This is a genomic window from Streptomyces angustmyceticus (assembly GCF_019933235.1).
Lineage (GTDB): Bacteria > Actinomycetota > Actinomycetes > Streptomycetales > Streptomycetaceae > Streptomyces > Streptomyces angustmyceticus.
On sequence record NZ_CP082945.1, the window covers coordinates 4,516,709 to 4,536,117 of the forward strand.

Here is a 19,409-nt window from a genome sequence, read left to right on the forward strand (position 1 = left end):
CCGAGGGAGCCGCACACGCCCCGCAGGCGGCCGCCACCGGCCCCCGCCCCACCCGTACGGCCCACGGCCCCACCGGGCGCGTCCTCGTGCCGCGCCCGGTGCGCCGCGCGCGGACCGGGGAACCAGGCTCGTTCATCTCGCGTTGACCAGTGAGTAAGGGTCCACTGGAGAGTGGAGAAACGCAGCACAGGGTTCCCCTGCCGCACCGCTTGGAGGGCGTACCGTGCACCGCCGGCACAACGGGCTCAGGACCGCCGTCCTCCTCGGGGGACTGTCCGCCCTCATCATCGTCATCGGCAGCCTGTTCGGCCGTACGGGCCTGATCATCGCCGTCGTCGTCGCCCTGGGCACCAACGCCTACGCCTACTGGAACAGCGACAAACTGGCCCTGCGGGCGATGCGCGCCCGCCCGGTCAGCGAGTTCGAGGCGCCCCAGCTCTACCGCATGGTCCGCGAGCTCTCCACGGCGGCCCGCCAGCCCATGCCGCGCCTGTACATCTCCCCGACCCAGGCGCCCAACGCCTTCGCCACCGGCCGCAACCCCCGCAACGCCGCGGTCTGCTGCACCGACGGCATCCTCCAGCTGCTGGACGAACGCGAACTGCGCGGCGTGCTCGGCCACGAGCTCAGCCACGTCCACAACCGCGACATCCTGATCTCCTCCGTGGCCGGCGCGCTGGCCTCCGTCGTGCTGTTCCTCGTCAACTTCGCCTGGCTGATCCCCATAGGCCGCTCCGACGACGACGAGGGCCCCGGCCTCCTCGGCATGCTGCTGATCATGATCCTCGGCCCGGTCGCGGCCTCGCTCATCCAGCTCGCCGTCAGCCGCTCGCGCGAGTACGAGGCGGACGCCGCGGGCGCCCAGCTCACCGGCGACCCGCTGGCGCTCGCCTCCGCCCTGCGCAAGCTGGAGGCCGGGACCCAGCAGCTCCCGCTCCCGCCCGAGCCGCGCCTGGAGACCGCGGGCCACCTGATGATCGCCCACCCGTTCCGGGGCGACGGCCTGTCCCGGCTGTTCTCCACCCACCCCCCGATGCGCGAGCGGATCAGCCGCCTCGAACAGATGGCGGGCCACCGCCCCTGACGCCCCCGGGGGACCGGTGGCCGTCACCACACCCCCGGCGGATGATGAACGCAACGGTTCACCAGGCTCGGCGCGTCTAGGACGGCGGAATCATTCTCCGCAGTGCCCGTGGAAGGCTGTTGATCATGAAGTTCATCCTTAACGTCCTCTGGCTGGTCCTCAGCGGCTTCTGGCTGGCGATCGGCTACGTCGTCGCGGGCGTCGTCTGCTGCATCCTGATCATCACCATCCCGTTCGGCATCGCGTCGTTCCGGATCGCGGGCTACGCCCTGTGGCCCTTCGGCCGGACGACCGTCGTACGCCACGACGCCGGCGTCGGCTCGGCGATCGGCAACGTCATCTGGATCATCTTCGCGGGCTGGTGGCTGGCCCTGGGGCACATCATCACCGGCCTCGCCCTGTGCGTGACGATCATCGGGATCCCCTTCGGCATCGCCAACTTCAAGATGATCCCGATCTCCCTCATGCCGCTGGGCCGCGACATCGTCCCCACCGACGAGCCCTTCGCCGCCCGCTGACCGCCCGCTCCGCGACACCGCTCCCGTAGGTTTCCGCCCCGACACACCGGTGGGGCGGCACGCCGAAGCGCGCCGCCCCATCCCGTGGCACCCGGAATCCGGGCCGCTACCGGTAGTTCACGAACTGCAGCGCGAAGTCCAGGTCCTTGCCCTTGAGCAGCTGCTGCACCGCCTGCAGGTCGTCCCGGCTCTTCGAGCTGACCCGCAGCTCGTCGCCCTGCACCTGCGCCTTGACGCCCTTCGGGCCCTCATCGCGGATGATCTTGGCGACCTTCTTGGCGTTGTCCTGCGAGATCCCCTCCTCGATCGAGGCGAAGATCTTGTACTCCTTGCCCGACGCCTGCGGCTCGCCGGCGTCCAGCGCCTTCAGCGAGATCCCGCGCTTGACCAGTTTGGACTGGAAGATGTCGAGTACGGCCTTCACCCGCTCCTCGGCGTTGGCCCGCATCTCGATCTTCTCGCCCGACCACTCGATCGACGCGCCCACGCCCTTGAAGTCGTAGCGCTGCGAGATCTCCTTGGCGGCCTGGTTGAGGGCGTTGTCGACCTCCTGCCGCTCTACCTTCGAGACGATGTCGAAACTGGAGTCGGCCATGTTGAGTTGGCTCCTCGTTACGTAGATCCGTCAGGGGTGCGGCCTTCCCCGGCCGCCTGCCAAGCCTAGCCACCCGGCCAAGATCCAGCGCTCTCGAATCGAGTGGCGAACCACCCCCAGCCATCGGGTATGGTTTACGTCGTTGCCACGGAGCACCGCCCCACAGCGGGTCTCCCGGCAGCAAACCCAGGCGGTGTGCCCGAGCGGCCAAAGGGAGCAGACTGTAAATCTGCCGGCTCAGCCTTCCCAGGTTCGAATCCTGGCGCCGCCACAGGTAGTGGAAAGGTCCCCGGACTGCGGAAACGCAGACCGGGGACCTTTTCGTCGTGCGCGTGCCCGCGCGTGTCCCCACGCTCCGGGCGGCCCGGCCGCCGGCCTGTTGCCGACCTCACACGACCGGGCCCCGCCCCGTACGGGCCCGCCGGCGCCCGGTGCCGCCACCGCGCCTTCGGCGGACGTCCTAGCCGCGCTGCGCCGCCGTCACCGCCCGCACCGCGTCCACCACCGGCACGTCCCCGCCGATCAGCTCCAACGTCCGGCCGATGGTGCCCGGTTCGTCGAGCAGCGCCAGCAAGGTGGCCGCCACGTCGTCCCGGGAGACCGCGCTGCGCCCCGTGGCGTCGGCCAGCGTCACCCGGCCCGTACCGGGGTCGTCCGTCAGCCGGCCGGGCCGCAGGATCGTCCAGTCCAGCCCCGCGCGCGAGCGGATGTCGGCGTCGGCGGCGGCCTTGGCCCGCAGGTAGGCGGCGAAGACCGGGTCGGTGCCCTCGGGCGGCTCGCGGTCCGTGCCCATCGAGGAGATGACGAGGAAGCGCCGCACACCCGCCGCCTCGGCCGCGTCCGCGAACAGCCGCGTCGCGCCGCGGTCCACCGTCTCCTTGCGTTCGATGCCGCTGCCCGGTCCGGCGCCCGCCGCGAAGACGGCCGCGTCGGCGCCCTCCATGTGCCGGGCCACGTCCTCCACCGACGCCGACTCCAGGTCGCAGACCACCGGCTCGGCGCCCGCGGCCAGCAGATCCCCGGCCTGCTCCGGCCGGCGGACGATGCCCGCGACCTCGTCCCCGCGCCCGGCGAGCAACCGCTCCAGCCGCAGCGCGATCTGACCATGTCCACCTGCGATGACAATGCGCATGATCCCGACCGTACGCCGAAGGCCCGCCGCCGGGCGCGGGACCGGCCGGGTCCCGGCGCCTTCTCGCCGCCGTGGCTCAGCGCTGCGACTGGCGCGGCAGCTCCAGCGCCACCTCCGCCGCCGAGTCGCAGTACTCCCGCACCGCGCTGGTACGGGCGACCACCCGCCCGCGGTGGATCACGATCCGGCTGTAGGCCAGCGAGAGCACCCCGGCGATCCGCTCCCCGCGCACCGCCAGCAGCTCCGCGGGAAAGCCCGCCTCGACACGCACCTCCGGCAGCCCCAGCGTCGCCCGCGCCGCCGAACTCACCGTCTCGTACGCCGCCTCCGGGGTGGCCTCCCCGAGGGAGGCCAGGAGATACGCGGCCTCCAGCGGGTCGCCCCGCCCCACCGGGTTCGCCACGTCCCGCAGCGCCCCGCTGCCCGCCGCCACCCGCACCCCGGCCGCCCGCAGCAGCCGTACGGGCGCCGGCCGCGACACCCGCGAGCCGTACCGCTCCAGCCCCGTGCAGTCGCCCTGCGGCAGGCAGACCACGGCGACCCCGGCGGCCGCCAACTGCTCGGCGACCCGCGCCGCCACGCTCCGCGGCATCCGCGCCATCCCGGCGCACGGCCCGAGGGCGACCCCCGGCCGCAGCCCGCCGGACATCGCCGCGAATCGCGCCAGCCGCGCCGGATCGTCGCCGTCGGTGTGCAGATCCACCGGGCAGCCGTGCTCCCCGGCCAGCTCCAGGACCGTCTCGACGTACCCGGCCGGATCGGGGTCGAGGTCCGGACAGCCGCCGATGACCGAGGCGCCCATCTTCACGGCGTCCCGCAGCATCGCCAGCCCGTCCGCCCCCGCCACCCCGGTCAGCACCCGCGGCACCGCGACCGCCGCCAGCTCGGCCAGCCCGCGCAGCGACCGGCGCGCCTGCAGCACCGCCTCCAGCGAACGCAGCCCCTGGACGTCACCGATCCGGACGTGACTGCGCGAGGCGGTGGCGCCGTGCCCCAGCTGCAGCAGCGCGGCCTCGGTCGTCCGCCGCTGCACGTCCTCGGGGGAGCCGGATGCGGGGCCGTCGGCGTCCGCCGTCAGGGCCGTGTCGCAGTGCGCGTGCGGTTCCGCGGGGGCGGGGAGCAGGAGGTAGCCGGCGAGGTCGATGCGGGCGCCCTGCGGGGCGAGGCTGCCGGCCGTCCCGACGGCCTCGATGTGTCCGCCGCCGAGCCGTACGTCCACCGTCCGGCCGTCGGCGAGCCGTGCCCCGCACAACACCAGTGCCCCGCTGTCCGCCCTGGCGTAGCGGCCGGTGCCGCCGGGACTTCCCGGCTGGGGCTGCGGCGAACTGCTGTCGGACATCGCGCTCCTCGAAGCCACCGGCGTGCAAGATCACGCAGCGTTCTTCCGAGCGTAGGGCGCTGCCGGGAGAGCTTCGCGCAGGCACGGAATAGTCGTACCGGTGTGGTGCGCGAGGCCGTTGGGGCACGGCCCGGATACGGATTTCACGTTTGGCGGCGGGCCGTGTAATGTCTTCATCGCTCGCCCCAATAGCTCAGTCGGCAGAGCGTCTCCATGGTAAGGAGAAGGTCTACGGTTCGATTCCGTATTGGGGCTCTGATGTGTGAGGTACCTCGCCTTCGGGCGAGGGACTCTTGCATCACAGCGGTGTAGCTCAGTCGGTAGAGCAAGCGGCTCATAATCGCTGTGTCACCGGTTCAAGTCCGGTCACCGCTACTGACAGTAGCCGATTGTGGGGTCGGTCCTCCGATCGGCTACTCTTTTATGCGTTAATCCGACCATCCGTCCGTCAAGGAGCACTCACGTGGCTGCCACCGACGTCCGCCCGAAGATCACGCTGGCCTGCGTGGAGTGCAAGGAGCGGAACTACATCACCAAGAAGAACCGGCGCAACGACCCGGACCGTCTTGAGATGAAGAAGCACTGCCCCCGTTGCAACTCGCACACCGCGCACCGCGAGACGCGATAACACAGGCTCGTCCGTGAGGCCGTCCCCATTCGTGGGGGCGGCCTCACGGCGTTATCACCATCAGTACAGGGAGGTTGCGAGCCCATGGCGCTCGACCAGTCTTTTGTCGGACGCACGTACCCGCCCACCGACCCGTACGAGGTCGGCCGGGAAAAGATCCGCGAATTCGCCGAGGCGATCGGTGACACCAACCCCGCATACACGGACGCCGAGGCGGCCAAGGCGCTCGGACACTCCGATGTGATCGCGCCGCCGACCTTTGTGTTCGCCATCACTTTCAAGGCGGCCGGCCAGGTCATCGAGGATCCGCAACTGGGCCTGGACTACAGCCGGGTGGTGCACGGCGACCAGAAGTTCGCCTACACCCGGCCGGTGCGCGGCGGGGACCGGCTGAGCGTCACCTCCACCATCGAGGCCATCAAGACCATGGCGGGCAACGACATCATCGACATCCGCGGTGAGGTCCACGACGAGGCGGGCGAACACGTCGTGACCGCCTTCACCAAGCTGGTGGCCCGCGCCGCGAAGGAGGCCTGAGATGACCGCCACGATTTCCTACGACGACGTCGAGGTCGGCACCGAACTCCCGGCGCGGACCTTCCCGGTGAGCCGCGCCACGCTCGTGCGGTACGCGGGCGCCTCCGGTGACTTCAACCCGATCCACTGGAACGAGAAGTTCGCCAAGGAGGTCGGGCTGCCGGACGTCATCGCCCACGGCATGTTCACCATGGCCGAGGCGATCCGGGTGGTCACCGACTGGGCCGGCGACCCGGGTGCGGTCGCCGAGTACGGCGTGCGCTTCACCAAGCCCGTCGTCGTCCCCGACGACGAGACCGGCGCGCTGATCGAGGTCAGCGCCAAGGTCGCCGCCAAGCTGGACGACGACGACCGCACGGTCCGCGTCGACCTCACCGCGATGAGCGCGGGCCAGAAGGTGCTGGGCATGTCCCGCGCCGTGGTCCGCCTCGCCTGATCCGCGCCCTACGGGGGCGGCCGGCCGAGCGCGGCCCGGCCGCCCCCGTACCCTGGGGCGCGTGCAGGAACTCCACGACGCGCCCCTCGCCCCGCTGACCACCTTCCGCCTCGGCGGACCGGCCACCCGCCTCGTCACGGCCACCACCGACGACGAGGTGATCGCGGCGGTCCGCGCGGCCGACGAAGCCGGGACCCCGCTGCTGATCATCGGCGGCGGCAGCAACCTCGTCATCGGCGACAAGGGCTTCGACGGCACGGCCCTGCGCATCGCCACCCGCGGCTTCGCGCTCGACGGCACCGACCTCACGCTCGCCGCGGGCGAGAACTGGTCCGACGCGGTCGCCCGCACCGTCGAGGCCGGGCTGGCCGGTGTGGAGTGCCTGGCCGGCATCCCCGGCTCCGCGGGCGCCACCCCGATCCAGAACGTCGGCGCGTACGGCCAGGAGGTCTCCGCCACGATCACCGAGGTCGTCGCCTACGACCGCCGGGCCGGCGAGACCGTCACGATCCCGAACGAGGAGTGCGGCTTCTCGTACCGCCACAGCCGCTTCAAGGAGCACCCCGACCGGTTCGTGGTGCTGCGGGTGCGCTTCGCCCTGGAGGACGCCGGCGGCCTCTCCGCGCCCCTGAAGTACCCCGAGACGGCCCGCGCCCTCGGCGTCGAGGCCGGGGACCGGGTCCCGGCCGCCGTCGCCCGCAAGACCGTGCTGGCGCTGCGCGCCGGCAAGGGCATGGTGCTGGACGCCGACGACCACGACACCTGGTCGGCCGGCTCCTTCTTCACCAACCCGATCCTCACCGAGGCCGAGCACGCCGTCTTCCTGCGGCGCGTCCAGGACCGTCTCGGCCCGGACACCGCCCCGCCCGCCTTCCCGGCCGGCGAGGGCCTGGTGAAGACCTCCGCCGCCTGGCTCATCGACCGGGCCGGCTTCACCAAGGGCTACGGCACCGGACCGGCCCGCATCTCCACCAAGCACACCCTCGCCCTCACCAACCGCGGCGGAGCCACCACCGAGGACCTGCTCGCCCTGGCCCGCGAGGTCCGCGACGGCGTCCACGCGGCCTTCGGCGTCACCCTCGTCAACGAGCCGGTCACGGTCGGCGTCAGCCTCTAGGAGCGAAGCCGCCCCCGGGGACCCGCCCCAGCGGGCCCAGGACCGGGCTCCAGGCCGCCCAGGCGGCCCCGGGACACTAGGCGGCCAGCCAGCCGTCGATCTCCGCCAGCAGCCGCTGCTGCTCGTCCTGCGGGGCGCGCGAGCCGCGGACCGACTGCCGGGCGAGTTCGGCCAGCTCGGCGTCCGTGAAGCCGTGCGCGCTGCGGGCGATCTCGTACTGCGCGGCCAGCCGCGAGCCGAACAGCAGCGGATCGTCCGCGCCCAGCGCCATCGGCACACCCGCGTCGAAGAGCGTCCGCAGCGGCACGTCCTCCGGCTTCTCGTAGACCCCCAGTGCCACGTTCGACGCCGGGCACACCTCGCAGGTCACCCCGCGCGAGGCCAGCCGGCGCAGCAGCACGGGGTCCTCCGCGGCGCGTACGCCGTGCCCCACCCGGCCGGCGTGCAGATCGTCCAGGCAGTCCCGGACGCTCGCCGGCCCCGAGAGTTCCCCGCCGTGCGGCACCGCCAGCAGACCGCCCTCCCGGGCGATGGCGAAGGCACGGTCGAAGTCCCGGGCGAATCCCCGGCGTTCGTCGTTGGACAGCCCGAAGCCGATCACCCCCTGGTCGGCGTAGCGCACCGCGAGACGCGCCAGCGTGCGGGCGTCCAAGGGGTGCTTCATGCGGTTGGCGGCGACCACGACGCGGATACCGAGCCCGGTGTCGCGGGAGGCGGCCCGCACCGCGTCCAGGATGATCTCCAGGGCCGGGATCAGGCCGCCCAGCCTCGGCGCGTACGACGTCGGATCCACCTGGATCTCCAGCCAGCGCGAGCCGTCGCGGACGTCCTCAGCGGCGGCCTCGCGGACCAGCCGCCGGATGTCGTCGGGCTCCCGCAGGCACGACCGCGCGATGTCGTACAGCCGCTGGAAGCGGAACCAGCCCCGCTCGTCCGTGGCCCGCAGCCGGGGCGGCTCGCCGCTCCGCAGGGCCTCCGGCAGGTGGACGCCGTACTTGTCGGCGAGTTCCAGCAGGGTCGTGGACCGCATCGAGCCGGTGAAGTGCAGGTGCAGATGCGCCTTCGGCAGTCGGCTCAGGTCTCGAACAGCGGCTTCACCGCGGGCAGGAACGCTCTCCATCCCAAGATCTTGCCGCATTCCGGCGGTGCGCCGGTAGGGCCTTTCCCGAAGGGGTGTCCCGGGGAACGCGCGAACGGGCCCCGGAACAGCGGGGCCCGTTCGCCATCGATCGGTGGCTGATGCCCTACTTGGCCTCGGCCAGCAGCTTCTGGAGCCGCGACACGCCCTCGACCAGGTCCTCGTCGCCCAGCGCGTAGGAGAGCCGCAGGTAGCCGGGGGTGCCGAAGGCCTCACCCGGGACGACGGCGACCTCGGCCTCCTCCAGGATCAGCTCGGCCAGCTCGACGCTGCTCTGCGGGCGCTTGCCGCGGATCTCCTTGCCCAGGAGCTCCTTGACCGACGGGTACGCGTAGAACGCGCCCTCCGGCTCCGGGCACAGCACGCCGTCGATCTCGTTGAGCATCCGCACGATCGTCCGGCGGCGGCGGTCGAAGGCGACCTTCATCTCCTCGACGGCCGTCAGATCGCCGGAGACCGCCGCGATGGCCGCGGCCTGGGCGACGTTGGAGACGTTGGACGTGGCGTGCGACTGGAGGTTCGCGGCGGCCTTGATGACGTCCTTGGGGCCGATCGCCCAGCCCACCCGCCAGCCGGTCATCGCGTACGTCTTCGCCACGCCGTTGACGATGATGCACTTGTCGCGCAGCTCGGGCACGACCACCGGCAGCGACGAGAACTCGGCGTCGCCGTAGACCAGGTGCTCGTAGATCTCGTCGGTCAGCACCCACAGGCCGTGCTCGGCGGCCCAGCGGCCGACCGCCTCGACCTGCTCGCGGGTGTAGACCGCGCCGGTCGGGTTCGACGGCGACACGAAGAGCAGCACCTTGGTGCGCTCCGTACGGGCCGCCTCCAGCTGCTCGACGGTCACGCGGTAGCCCGTGGTCTCGTCGGCGACCACGTCGACCGGCACACCGCCCGCGAGCCGGATCGACTCGGGGTAGGTGGTCCAGTACGGGGCGGGGACGATGACCTCGTCGCCCGGGTCGAGGATCGCGGCGAACGCCTCGTAGATGGCCTGCTTGCCGCCGTTCGTCACCAGGACGTTCGCGGCCTCGATCTCGTAGCCGGAGTCGCGCAGCGTCTTCGCGGCGATCGCCGTCTTGAGCTCCGGGAGACCGCCGGCCGGGGTGTAGCGGTGGTACTTCGGGTTGCGGCAGGCCTCGATCGCCGCCTCGACGATGTAGTCGGGCGTGGGGAAGTCGGGCTCACCGGCGCCGAAGCCGATCACCGGGCGTCCGGCCGCCTTGAGGGCCTTCGCCTTGGCGTCGACGGCGAGGGTGGCGGATTCGGAGATCGAACCGACACGGGCCGAGACCCGGCGGTCGGTGGGGGACGATGCGGAAGGGGTTGCAGCGCTCATATATGCATCGTTGCAGACCTCCGACGAGCCCGTAACACGGGTTTGCGGGCACCACCCGGGAGGATCGTGTTCGACGCCCGGCTCCGAACCACGTACACTCGCTGACCGTTGGCTCCCGACAGGTCGCCGCGCCGCACGCACTTAGTGCAGTCGGCCGCATGCGGTAGGTTGGGGGAACCACAAAGGGTCGTAGCTCAATTGGTAGAGCACTGGTCTCCAAAACCAGCGGTTGGGGGTTCAAGTCCCTCCGGCCCTGCTACACGCACTCTCCTACCGCAGTGCGTGCACGCGTACGTATGAAATGCACCGCCGTGCGGCTCAACCGGGCGCGGCACGGCCACGACCCGGATTCAGGTGAGGACGAGTGACGGACGCCCTGGGCTCCATCGACATGCCTGAGCGCGGTCGCTCCGAGGACGACACCGCGGAGTCCCAGAAGAAGCCCCGCCGCGGCGGCAAGCGCGGCAAGAAGGGCCCCTTCGCGCGTCTCGCGCTCTTCTACCGCCAGATCGTGGCGGAGCTCCGCAAGGTCGTCTGGCCCACGCGCAGCCAGTTGTCGACGTACACCAGCGTGGTGATCGTCTTCGTTGTCATCATCATCGGTCTCGTAACCGTGATTGACTTGGGAATCAACCGAGTCGTCGGGTACGTCTTCGGCTGATCCCGCGGAGGGCGCCTCAGCGGGCGCCCGTTTCGCATGTTCAACCCCTTGAAGCCAGGAAGAAGCAGCCACCGTGTCTGACCCGAACCTGAACGACGCCGCCGACTCCGCCGAGACGGCAGCGGCCGACGTGGACGCGGCTGCCTCGGCCGAGGTCGAGGGCGACGACACCGCGCTTGAGATCGTCGAGGGCGTCGACGAGGTCGACGAGCTCGACGCCGAGGACGCTGCCGCCGGCGAGCCCGCCGAAGAGGCCGCGGTGCACACCGAGGACGAGGCCGAGGCCACCGCCGAGGTCGACGAGGACGAGGAGCAGGAGCCGGTCGACCCGGTGGCCGCCCTCCGTGACGAGCTCCGCGGCCTGCCCGGCGAGTGGTACGTCATCCACACCTACGCGGGCTACGAGAACCGCGTGAAGACCAACCTCGAACAGCGTGCCGTCTCGCTGAACGTCGAGGACTTCATCTTCCAGGCCGAGGTGCCGCAGGAAGAGGTCGCCCAGATCAAGAACGGCGAGCGCAAGACCATCCGCCAGAACAAGCTCCCGGGCTACGTTCTCGTGCGCATGGACCTGACGAACGAGTCCTGGGGCGTCGTCCGCAACACCCCGGGCGTCACCGGCTTCGTCGGCAACGCCTACGACCCCTACCCGCTGACGCTGGACGAGATCGTCAAGATGCTCGCCCCGGAGGCCGAGGAGAAGGCCGCCAAGGAAGCCGCCGCGGCCGAGGGCAAGCCGGCGCCGTCCCGCAAGGTCGAGGTCCAGGTGCTGGACTTCGAGGTGGGCGACTCCGTCACCGTCACCGACGGTCCGTTCGCGACGCTGCAGGCGACGATCAACGAGATCAACGCCGACTCGAAGAAGGTCAAGGGCCTCGTCGAGATCTTCGGCCGCGAGACCCCGGTCGAGCTGAGCTTCGACCAGATCCAGAAGAACTAGGTTCTTCCGGACCACCAGCCAAACCGACCAGGTCAGACGGGCTCACAGCCGGTCTGACCTGCTCGGTTTTTGGCCGCGCGACGATACCCGTTATCGTTGTGCGGTATGCCTCCATCCGGATGACCGGATGGATCGGCGAAACACCTCTCACTAGGACCCGGAGAGAGCATGCCTCCCAAGAAGAAGAAGGTCACGGGGCTTATCAAGCTCCAGATCCAGGCCGGTGCCGCAAACCCGGCTCCGCCGGTCGGCCCCGCGCTGGGTCAGCACGGCGTCAACATCATGGAGTTCTGCAAGGCCTACAACGCCGCGACCGAGTCGCAGCGTGGCATGGTCGTGCCGGTGGAGATCACGGTCTACGAGGACCGTTCCTTCACCTTCATCACCAAGACCCCGCCGGCCGCGAAGCTCATCCTGAAGGCCGCGGGCGTGGAGAAGGGCTCCGGCGAGCCGCACAAGACCAAGGTCGCCAAGATCACCCGCGACCAGGTCCGTGACATCGCCACCACCAAGATGCCCGACCTGAACGCCAACGACCTGGACGCCGCCGAGAAGATCATCGCCGGCACCGCCCGTTCCATGGGCATCACGGTCGAGGGCTGATCCTCAGCCCTTCAGGCACCTCCGTGGCAGGACCAGGCGCTGGTCCGCACCACGACTCCACCCCACTGCACCAGGAGCAGAAGTGAAGCGCAGCAAGACTCTTCGCAACGCGGACGCGAAGATCGACCGGGAGCGCGTGTACGCCCCCCTCGAGGCCGTCCGTCTCGCCAAGGACACCGCGTCCGTCAAGTTCGACGCGACCGTCGAGGTCGCCATGCGTCTGGGTGTCGACCCGCGCAAGGCCGACCAGATGGTCCGTGGCACCGTGAACCTCCCGCACGGCACCGGTAAGACCGCCCGGGTCCTGGTCTTCGCGACCGGTGACCGTGCTGCGGCCGCGGAAGCCGCCGGCGCCGACATCGTCGGCTCGGACGAACTGATCGACGAGGTCGCCAAGGGCCGCCTGGACTTCGACGCCGTCGTCGCCACCCCGGACCTCATGGGCAAGGTCGGCCGCCTCGGCCGCGTGCTCGGTCCGCGTGGTCTGATGCCGAACCCGAAGACCGGCACCGTCACCCCGGATGTCGCCAAGGCTGTCACCGACATCAAGGGCGGCAAGATCGAGTTCCGCGTGGACAAGCACGCGAACCTCCACTTCATCATCGGCAAGGTCTCCTTCGACGAGGCCAAGCTGGTGGAGAACTACGCCGCGGCGCTCGAGGAGATCACCCGCCTCAAGCCGTCCGCCGCCAAGGGCCGCTACATCAAGAAGGCCACCATCACCACCACGATGGGCCCCGGCATCCCGCTGGACGCCAACCGCACCCGCAACCTCCTCGTCGAGGACGAGGCCGTCTGATCTCCTTGATCGACGCCTCGTAGCGCGTGATTCGTGCGTCAGGCCCCGTCCCTCCCGGAGGAGGAACGGGGCCTGACGCATGTGCTGTCGGTGCCCTGCACTACAGTCGCCCCGAGGTCCGTAAAGATGATCTAAGGGGGAGCCTCTCGTGCGTAGCACGCGTATAGCCGCCGCCGTGGCGGGTGCCGTGATCCTGGTGGGCGGCCTGACCGCCTGCAACGACGACGCCGGCAAGGCGTCCGGAGGCGGGAGCAGCAGCACCGGCAAGGGCGGCGCGGCGGACGGGAAGCAGGACCCGGCGCAGAACCCGGTCGACGCGCTGAAGGCGGCCCAGGAGGCCACCGCCGGCAAGAAGACCGCGAAGATCGACGGCTCCACGACCACGACCGTCGCCGGCAAGCAGATCAAGCAGGCCACCAAGGGCGGGCTGGACTGGTCGCAGGGCATGCAGATGAACGTGGAGAACACCATGACCGGCGGGGGCAGCCCCGGTAAGCCGATCAAGGCGGTCTACACCAAGGACGCCGTGTACATGAACATGGGCGGCGCCATGCCGGGCGGTGGTGGCAAGCCCTGGATGAAGTACACCTACACCACCCTGTCGAAGCAGCTGGGCGGCTCGGGCACGCTGTTCCAGGAAGCGCTGCAGAACGCCAACCCGGGCCAGCCGATCGATCTGCTGGTCGCCTCCGGCACGGCCAAGGTCGTCGGCAAGGAGGACGTCAACGGCGTCCAGGCGACGCACTACACCGGCACCCTCACGCTGGACCAGCTGAGCGGCAAGCTCGGCAAGGACCTCCGTGACATGATCCGCAAGCAGTTCGCGAAGGGCGGCGCGAAGAGCGAGCAGCTCGACGTCTGGATCGACTCGAACAACCTGCTGGTCAAGAAGACCGAGAAGCTCGGCGGCAAGCAGCCCAGCGACTCCACGGCCTTCTACACGGCCTACGGCACCAAGGTCGACGTGGCCCCGCCGCCGGCGAGCCAGACGGCGACCCCGCCCGGCGCCTGACCGGCACGGCAGACCGTGTGACGGGGGAGCGGGGGCGCGCCGATGCCTCCGCTCCCACCCGATTTGCCTGAGCGCGGGCCGCTCCCGTATCTTTTCCCGGAAGCCAAAGACCGCTGGTTGTCTCTGCGCGTCCGGTCCCGGACGTGTGGTGGCCGAAGGATCCGCTAGCTGCGGACGGCCTGCGCAGGTGTGTATGGATGAACTCCCGGGTGGATTTCCGCTCGGTCGAGTACGCCCCGTGCGCCTGCGCCGGGGCGTTTGTTTTGCCCAGCCCCTTCTGCGCGGTCCTCATCACCCGGAAGGAGGCCGAGGCTCATGGCGACGGATGACAAGAACGCAGCCGTTGCGGAGATCACTGAGAAGCTCCGTGACTCCAACGCAGCTGTTGTGACTTCTTACACCGGACTGACTGTGGCACAGCTCAAGGAGCTGCGTCGTTCTCTCGGCGAGAACGCTCAGTACCGTGTGGTGAAGAACACGCTGACCAAGATCGCGGCCAAGGAGGCCGGGATTCAGCTGGACGAGCACCTCAAGGGCTCGACCGCTGTTGCCTTCGTGACCGGTGACCCGGTCACGGCGGCGAAGGGTCTTCGTGACTTCGCCAAGGAAAACCCCGCTCTCGTCATCAAGGGCGGTGTCCTTGACGGCAAGGCGCTGTCCGCCGACGAGATCAAGAAGCTTGCGGACCTCGAGTCCCGCGAGGTTCTGCTCGCCAAGCTGGCGGGTGGCATGAAGGCGTCCATGGCCAAGGCCGCGGCGACCTTCCAGGCCCCGCTCACGAAGTTCGCCCGCACCGCGGACGCCCTTCGCAGCAAGGTCGAGCAGGGCGGTGCCGGTACGCCGGCTCCCGCCGAGGCTGCCGAGTAATCACTCGGACGCCCAGCGGGCCCGTAGTACGCCCGCCAGACATGTACATCCGGCACCAGCCGAATTAGTGGAAGGACCGCCACCATGGCGAAGCTCAGCCAGGAAGACCTGCTCGCGCAGTTCGAGGAGATGACCCTCATCGAGCTCTCCGAGTTCGTGAAGGCGTTCGAGGACAAGTTCGACGTCGAGGCCGCTGCCCCGGTCGCCGTTGCCGCCGCCGGTGCCCCGGGCGCCCCGGCCGCCGCCGCCGAGGAGGAGAAGGACGAGTTCGACGTCATCCTCACCGGTGCGGGCGACAAGAAGATCCAGGTCATCAAGGTCGTGCGTGAGCTGACCTCCCTGGGCCTGAAGGAGGCCAAGGACCTCGTCGACGGCACCCCGAAGCCCGTCCTCGAGAAGGTCGCCAAGGACGCCGCCGAGAAGGCCGCCGAGTCCCTCAAGGGCGCCGGCGCCTCCGTCGAGGTCAAGTGACCCACTGAGTCTCTGACTCACGTCCAGGGCGCCTGAGGCGCCTCGGACAGCAGCCAAGGGCGATCACCCATGCGGGTGGTCGCCCTTCGGCGTGCTCGTCACGGCTGCGTTGTCTCGCGCCTGCGTGCGAGTATGGTGATCATCGTTGCCCGGACGTGCCCCCATGTGACGATCTCCCAGAGGTGGGGGGCCTTGACGAACCGGACGCGGCGCGCAATTCTCGGGACGCGACGCTGAAGCGATCCAGGGTTCGAGGCATGGATCGCCGACGAAGAGGGAAGCATCGGTGTGCGCCACTGGCGCAGGGCTTTCGGCAGGCGCAGGGCAATGGGCGTAGAGAAGAACAACGAGGCGCTCCTCCGGTGGGAGGACAAGACCTCCCGGAGGGAGAAGATCGGTATCACGGCGCTGAACCGGTCTCCGGAAACTCGCTCTGGACATCAGTGTGCCAAGTGGCTACACTGACCCTTTGCGCTGCCTGTTAGCTGCTCCCTGCCCGTCACCAGGGGCATACCCGAGCCCGAGCAAAGCTGAATGAACCGCCCTGACCTGGGCTATCCCTCAGTCTGCTCGATTCGGGACCGGTACGCGCGTAGTGAGTCCGAGCCCTCGGAAGGACCCCCTCTTGGCCGCCTCGCGCAACGCCTCGACTGCCAATACGAACAACGGCGACAGCACCGCCCCGCTGCGCATCTCCTTTGCGAAGATCAAGGAGCCCCTCGGGGTTCCGAACCTCCTTGCGCTGCAGACCGAAAGCTTCGACTGGCTGCTCGGCAATGCCGCATGGAAGGGTCGCGTCGAGGCTGCGCTGGAGAGTGGGCAGGAAGTCCCCACCAAGTCCGGTCTGGAAGAGATCTTCGAAGAGATCTCCCCGATCGAGGACTTCTCCGGGTCGATGTCGCTGACGTTCCGCGACCACCGCTTCGAGCCCCCGAAGAACTCCATCGACGAGTGCAAGGAGCGCGACTTCACGTACGCGGCTCCGCTCTTCGTCACCGCCGAGTTCACCAACAACGAGACCGGCGAGATCAAGTCCCAGACGGTCTTCATGGGCGACTTCCCGCTCATGACGAACAAGGGCACCTTCTGCATCAACGGCACCGAGCGTGTCGTCGTCTCGCAGCTGGTCCGCTCGCCGGGCGTGTACTTCGACAGCTCCATCGACAAGACGTCCGACAAGGACATCTTCTCCGCCAAGATCATCCCGTCCCGGGGTGCCTGGCTGGAGATGGAGATCGACAAGCGCGACATGGTCGGTGTGCGCATCGACCGTAAGCGCAAGCAGTCCGTCACCGTCCTGCTCAAGGCGCTCGGGTGGACCACCGAGCAGATCCTCGAGGAGTTCGGCGAGTACGAGTCGATGCGCGCCACCCTGGAGAAGGACCACACCCAGGGCCAGGACGACGCACTGCTCGACATCTACCGCAAGCTGCGTCCGGGCGAGCCCCCCACGCGTGAGGCCGCGCAGACGCTGCTGGAGAACCTGTACTTCAACCCGAAGCGCTACGACCTCGCGAAGGTCGGCCGCTACAAGGTCAACAAGAAGCTCGGCGGCGACGAGCCGCTGGACGCCGGTGTGCTCACCACCGATGACGTCATCGCCACGATCAAGTACCTGGTCAAGCTGCACGCCGGCGAGACCGAGACGATCGGCGAGAACGGCACGGAGATCGTCGTCGAGACCGACGACATCGACCACTTCGGCAACCGTCGTCTGCGCAACGTCGGCGAGCTCATCCAGAACCAGGTCCGTACGGGTCTCGCCCGTATGGAGCGTGTCGTGCGCGAGCGCATGACCACCCAGGACGTCGAGGCGATCACGCCGCAGACCCTGATCAACATCCGGCCGGTCGTCGCCTCCATCAAGGAGTTCTTCGGCACCAGCCAGCTGTCCCAGTTCATGGACCAGACCAACCCGCTGTCGGGTCTGACCCACAAGCGCCGTCTGTCGGCGCTGGGCCCGGGTGGTCTCTCCCGTGAGCGGGCCGGCCTGGACGTCCGTGACGTGCACCCCTCGCACTACGGCCGCATGTGCCCGATCGAGACGCCCGAAGGCCCCAACATCGGTCTGATCGGCTCGCTGGCCTCCTACGGCCGGGTCAACGTCTTCGGCTTCATCGAGACGCCCTACCGCAAGGTCGTCGACGGCCAGGTCACGGAGGAGGTGGACTACCTCACCGCTGATGAGGAGGACCGCTTCCTGATCGCCCAGGCCAACGCGAAGCTGACCGACGACATGCGCTTCGCCGAGCAGCGTGTCCTGGTCCGCCGCCGTGGTGGCGAGGTCGACCTCGTCCCCGCCGACGAGGTGGACTTCATGGACGTCTCGCCGCGCCAGATGGTGTCGGCCGCGACCGCCATGATCCCCTTCCTCGAGCACGACGACGCCAACCGCGCGCTCATGGGATCGAACATGATGCGCCAGGCCGTTCCGCTGATCAAGGCGGAGTCGCCGCTGGTCGGCACCGGCATGGAGTACCGCTGCGCGGTCGACGCCGGCGACGTCATCAAGGCCGAGAAGGACGGTGTGGTCCAGGAGGTCTCCGCGGACTACATCACCGTCGCCAACGACGACGGCACGTACACCACGTACCGCGTCGCCAAGTTCACCCGCTCCAACCAGGGCACCTCCTTCAACCAGAAGGTCGTCGTGGACGAGGGCGCGCGGGTCATCGAGGGCCAGGTCCTCGCCGACGGTCCGTCCACGGACGAAGGCGAGATGGCGCTCGGCAAGAACCTGCTCGTCGCGTTCATGCCGTGGGAGGGTCACAACTACGAGGACGCGATCATCCTGTCGCAGCGCCTCGTGCAGGACGACGTCCTCTCCTCGATCCACATCGAGGAGCACGAGGTCGACGCCCGTGACACCAAGCTCGGCCCCGAGGAGATCACCCGGGACATCCCGAACGTCTCCGAGGAGGTCCTCTCCGACCTCGACGAGCGCGGCATCATCCGTATCGGTGCCGAGGTCGTCGCCGGCGACATCCTCGTCGGCAAGGTCACGCCCAAGGGCGAGACCGAGCTGACCCCCGAGGAGCGCCTGCTCCGCGCGATCTTCGGTGAGAAGGCGCGCGAGGTCCGTGACACCTCGCTGAAGGTGCCGCACGGTGAGATCGGCAAGGTCATCGGCGTCCGCGTCTTCGACCGCGAAGAGGGCGACGAGCTGCCCCCGGGCGTGAACCAGCTGGTCCGCGTCTACGTCGCGCAGAAGCGCAAGATCACCGACGGTGACAAGCTCGCCGGCCGTCACGGCAACAAGGGCGTCATCTCGAAGATCCTGCCGGTCGAGGACATGCCGTTCCTGGAGGACGGCACCCCGGTCGACATCATCCTCAACCCGCTGGGTGTCCCGTCCCGAATGAACCCGGGACAGGTCCTGGAGATCCACCTCGGCTGGCTCGCCAGCCAGGGCTGGAAGGTCGAGGGCGTCGAGGAGGAGTGGAAGAAGCGTCTCCACGCGATCTCCGCCGACGAGGTCGCCCCCGGCTCCAACGTCGCCACCCCGGTGTTCGACGGCGCGCGCGAGGACGAGATCTCGGGCCTCTTCGAGTCGACGATCCCCAACCGCGACGGCGAGCGGATGGTCAAGGGCTCCGGCAAGGCCCGGCTGTTCGACGGCCGCTCCGGCGAGCCGTTCCCGGACCCGATCTCGGTCGGGTACATGTACATCCTCAAGCTGCACCACCTGGTCGACGACAAGCTGCACGCGCGTTCGACCGGTCCGTACTCGATGATCACCCAGCAGCCGCTGGGTGGTAAGGCTCAGTTCGGTGGCCAGCGGTTCGGTGAGATGGAGGTGTGGGCGCTGGAGGCTTACGGCGCCGCGTACGCCCTCCAGGAGCTGCTGACGATCAAGTCCGACGACGTGACCGGCCGCGTGAAGGTCTACGAGGCCATCGTCAAGGGCGAGAACATCCCCGAGCCCGGCATTCCCGAGTCCTTCAAGGTGCTCATCAAGGAAATGCAGTCCCTGTGCCTCAACGTGGAGGTGCTGTCCTCGGACGGCATGTCCATCGAGATGCGCGACACCGACGAGGACGTCTTCCGCGCTGCGGAGGAGCTCGGCATCGACCTGTCCCGGCGCGAGCCGAGCAGCGTCGAAGAGGTCTGACGGGAGTCCGGCCGGGGAGTCAGCGATGGCTCCCCCGGCCGGCCCCAGGACCCCCGTTTCAGACCCCAAGACTTACAAC

The 19,409-nt window shown here is 69.3% G+C and carries 19 protein-coding genes and 4 tRNA genes; 18 read left to right on the forward strand and 5 right to left on the reverse strand.

The annotated features are described in order from the left end of the window. Positions 1-223: 223 nt before the first annotated feature. Positions 224-1,084 (forward strand): zinc metalloprotease HtpX, encoded by an 861-nt coding sequence (htpX, locus tag K7396_RS20285; RefSeq protein WP_086717568.1) that lies wholly within the window; start codon positions 224-226, stop codon positions 1,082-1,084. A gap of 125 nt (positions 1,085-1,209) precedes the next feature. Next, positions 1,210-1,602 carry a YccF domain-containing protein gene (locus K7396_RS20290; RefSeq protein WP_086717635.1) on the forward strand — a complete coding sequence of 131 codons (393 nt, stop codon included), beginning with the start codon at positions 1,210-1,212 and terminating at the stop codon, positions 1,600-1,602. A gap of 106 nt (positions 1,603-1,708) precedes the next feature. Here the strand turns inward: K7396_RS20290 and K7396_RS20295 are convergent, their stop codons facing one another. Continuing rightward, a complete protein-coding gene (locus K7396_RS20295) occupies positions 1,709-2,197 on the reverse strand; it encodes a YajQ family cyclic di-GMP-binding protein (RefSeq protein WP_018090929.1) in 489 nt (162 codons plus the stop codon). Between the two features lie 189 nt (positions 2,198-2,386). On the opposite strand from K7396_RS20295, the gene K7396_RS20300 reads away from it, so the two are divergent. Further along, positions 2,387-2,468: transfer RNA gene (locus K7396_RS20300), tRNA-Tyr, on the forward strand. Between the two features lie 189 nt (positions 2,469-2,657). On the opposite strand, the gene K7396_RS20305 is transcribed toward K7396_RS20300, so the two are convergent. Together K7396_RS20305 and K7396_RS20310 are read right to left on the reverse strand one after the other, a co-directional pair. Then, a complete protein-coding gene (locus tag K7396_RS20305) occupies positions 2,658-3,329 on the reverse strand; it encodes an NAD(P)H-binding protein (protein ID WP_086717569.1) in 672 nt (223 codons plus the stop codon). A gap of 76 nt (positions 3,330-3,405) precedes the next feature. Beyond that, on the reverse strand, positions 3,406-4,668 hold the full coding sequence (locus K7396_RS20310; protein ID WP_086717570.1) for an amidohydrolase family protein: 1,263 nt from the start codon (positions 4,666-4,668) through the stop codon (positions 3,406-3,408). A gap of 182 nt (positions 4,669-4,850) precedes the next feature. Here K7396_RS20310 and K7396_RS20315 point away from each other — a divergent pair. The 6 genes from K7396_RS20315 to K7396_RS20340 all read left to right on the forward strand — a co-directional run bounded on the left by K7396_RS20315 (position 4,851) and on the right by K7396_RS20340 (position 7,386). Next, positions 4,851-4,923 (forward strand) — tRNA-Thr (locus K7396_RS20315). Between the two features lie 47 nt (positions 4,924-4,970). Next, positions 4,971-5,043: transfer RNA gene (locus tag K7396_RS20320), tRNA-Met, on the forward strand. Between the two features lie 88 nt (positions 5,044-5,131). Beyond that, on the forward strand, positions 5,132-5,296 hold the full coding sequence (gene rpmG, locus K7396_RS20325) for a 50S ribosomal protein L33 (RefSeq protein WP_006604855.1): 165 nt from the start codon (positions 5,132-5,134) through the stop codon (positions 5,294-5,296). A gap of 84 nt (positions 5,297-5,380) precedes the next feature. Further along, positions 5,381-5,833 (forward strand): MaoC family dehydratase N-terminal domain-containing protein, encoded by a 453-nt coding sequence (locus tag K7396_RS20330; protein WP_086717571.1) that lies wholly within the window; start codon positions 5,381-5,383, stop codon positions 5,831-5,833. A 1-nt stretch (position 5,834) separates the two neighbouring features. Then, complete coding sequence (locus K7396_RS20335; protein ID WP_086717572.1) at positions 5,835-6,269, forward strand: MaoC family dehydratase; 435 nt, start codon at positions 5,835-5,837, stop codon at positions 6,267-6,269. Positions 6,270-6,330: 61 nt separating this feature from the next. Beyond that, positions 6,331-7,386, forward strand: a complete 1,056-nt coding sequence (locus K7396_RS20340) for a UDP-N-acetylmuramate dehydrogenase (RefSeq protein WP_086717574.1) — start codon at positions 6,331-6,333, stop codon at positions 7,384-7,386. A gap of 76 nt (positions 7,387-7,462) precedes the next feature. Here K7396_RS20340 and K7396_RS20345 read toward each other — a convergent pair whose 3' ends face one another. Continuing rightward, positions 7,463-8,506 (reverse strand): adenosine deaminase, encoded by a 1,044-nt coding sequence (locus K7396_RS20345; protein ID WP_086717576.1) that lies wholly within the window; start codon positions 8,504-8,506, stop codon positions 7,463-7,465. A 124-nt stretch (positions 8,507-8,630) separates the two neighbouring features. Continuing rightward, the gene (locus K7396_RS20350; protein WP_086717578.1) at positions 8,631-9,866 is read right to left on the reverse strand and encodes a pyridoxal phosphate-dependent aminotransferase; all 1,236 of its coding nucleotides are present in this window, start codon (positions 9,864-9,866) and stop codon (positions 8,631-8,633) included. Positions 9,867-10,049: 183 nt separating this feature from the next. Between K7396_RS20350 and K7396_RS20355 the strand changes: the two genes are divergently transcribed. The 9 genes from K7396_RS20355 (at position 10,050) to rpoB (ending at position 19,330) form a co-directional block, all read left to right on the forward strand. Continuing rightward, a tRNA-Trp gene (locus tag K7396_RS20355) sits at positions 10,050-10,122 on the forward strand. A gap of 108 nt (positions 10,123-10,230) precedes the next feature. Beyond that, positions 10,231-10,527, forward strand: coding sequence for a preprotein translocase subunit SecE (secE, locus tag K7396_RS20360; protein WP_086717580.1), 297 nt, complete (start codon positions 10,231-10,233; stop codon positions 10,525-10,527). Positions 10,528-10,600: 73 nt separating this feature from the next. After that, positions 10,601-11,467 (forward strand): transcription termination/antitermination protein NusG, encoded by an 867-nt coding sequence (gene nusG, locus K7396_RS20365; protein WP_086717582.1) that lies wholly within the window; start codon positions 10,601-10,603, stop codon positions 11,465-11,467. Between the two features lie 168 nt (positions 11,468-11,635). After that, entirely contained in the window at positions 11,636-12,070 is a 435-nt protein-coding gene (gene rplK / locus K7396_RS20370) for a 50S ribosomal protein L11 (protein WP_009715899.1), read from the forward strand. Between the two features lie 82 nt (positions 12,071-12,152). Next, entirely contained in the window at positions 12,153-12,869 is a 717-nt protein-coding gene (rplA, locus tag K7396_RS20375; RefSeq protein WP_086717584.1) for a 50S ribosomal protein L1, read from the forward strand. A 148-nt stretch (positions 12,870-13,017) separates the two neighbouring features. Then, positions 13,018-13,881, forward strand: a complete 864-nt coding sequence (locus tag K7396_RS20380; protein ID WP_158101119.1) for a hypothetical protein — start codon at positions 13,018-13,020, stop codon at positions 13,879-13,881. Between the two features lie 315 nt (positions 13,882-14,196). Beyond that, positions 14,197-14,748: a 50S ribosomal protein L10 gene (rplJ, locus tag K7396_RS20385; RefSeq protein WP_086717588.1), complete on the forward strand. Its 552-nt coding sequence runs from the start codon at positions 14,197-14,199 to the stop codon at positions 14,746-14,748. 84 nt (positions 14,749-14,832) lie between these two features. Further along, positions 14,833-15,219, forward strand: coding sequence for a 50S ribosomal protein L7/L12 (rplL, locus tag K7396_RS20390; protein ID WP_086717591.1), 387 nt, complete (start codon positions 14,833-14,835; stop codon positions 15,217-15,219). A 625-nt stretch (positions 15,220-15,844) separates the two neighbouring features. Beyond that, the gene (gene rpoB / locus K7396_RS20395; protein WP_086717594.1) at positions 15,845-19,330 is read left to right on the forward strand and encodes a DNA-directed RNA polymerase subunit beta; all 3,486 of its coding nucleotides are present in this window, start codon (positions 15,845-15,847) and stop codon (positions 19,328-19,330) included. The last annotated feature ends 79 nt before the right edge of the window (positions 19,331-19,409 follow it).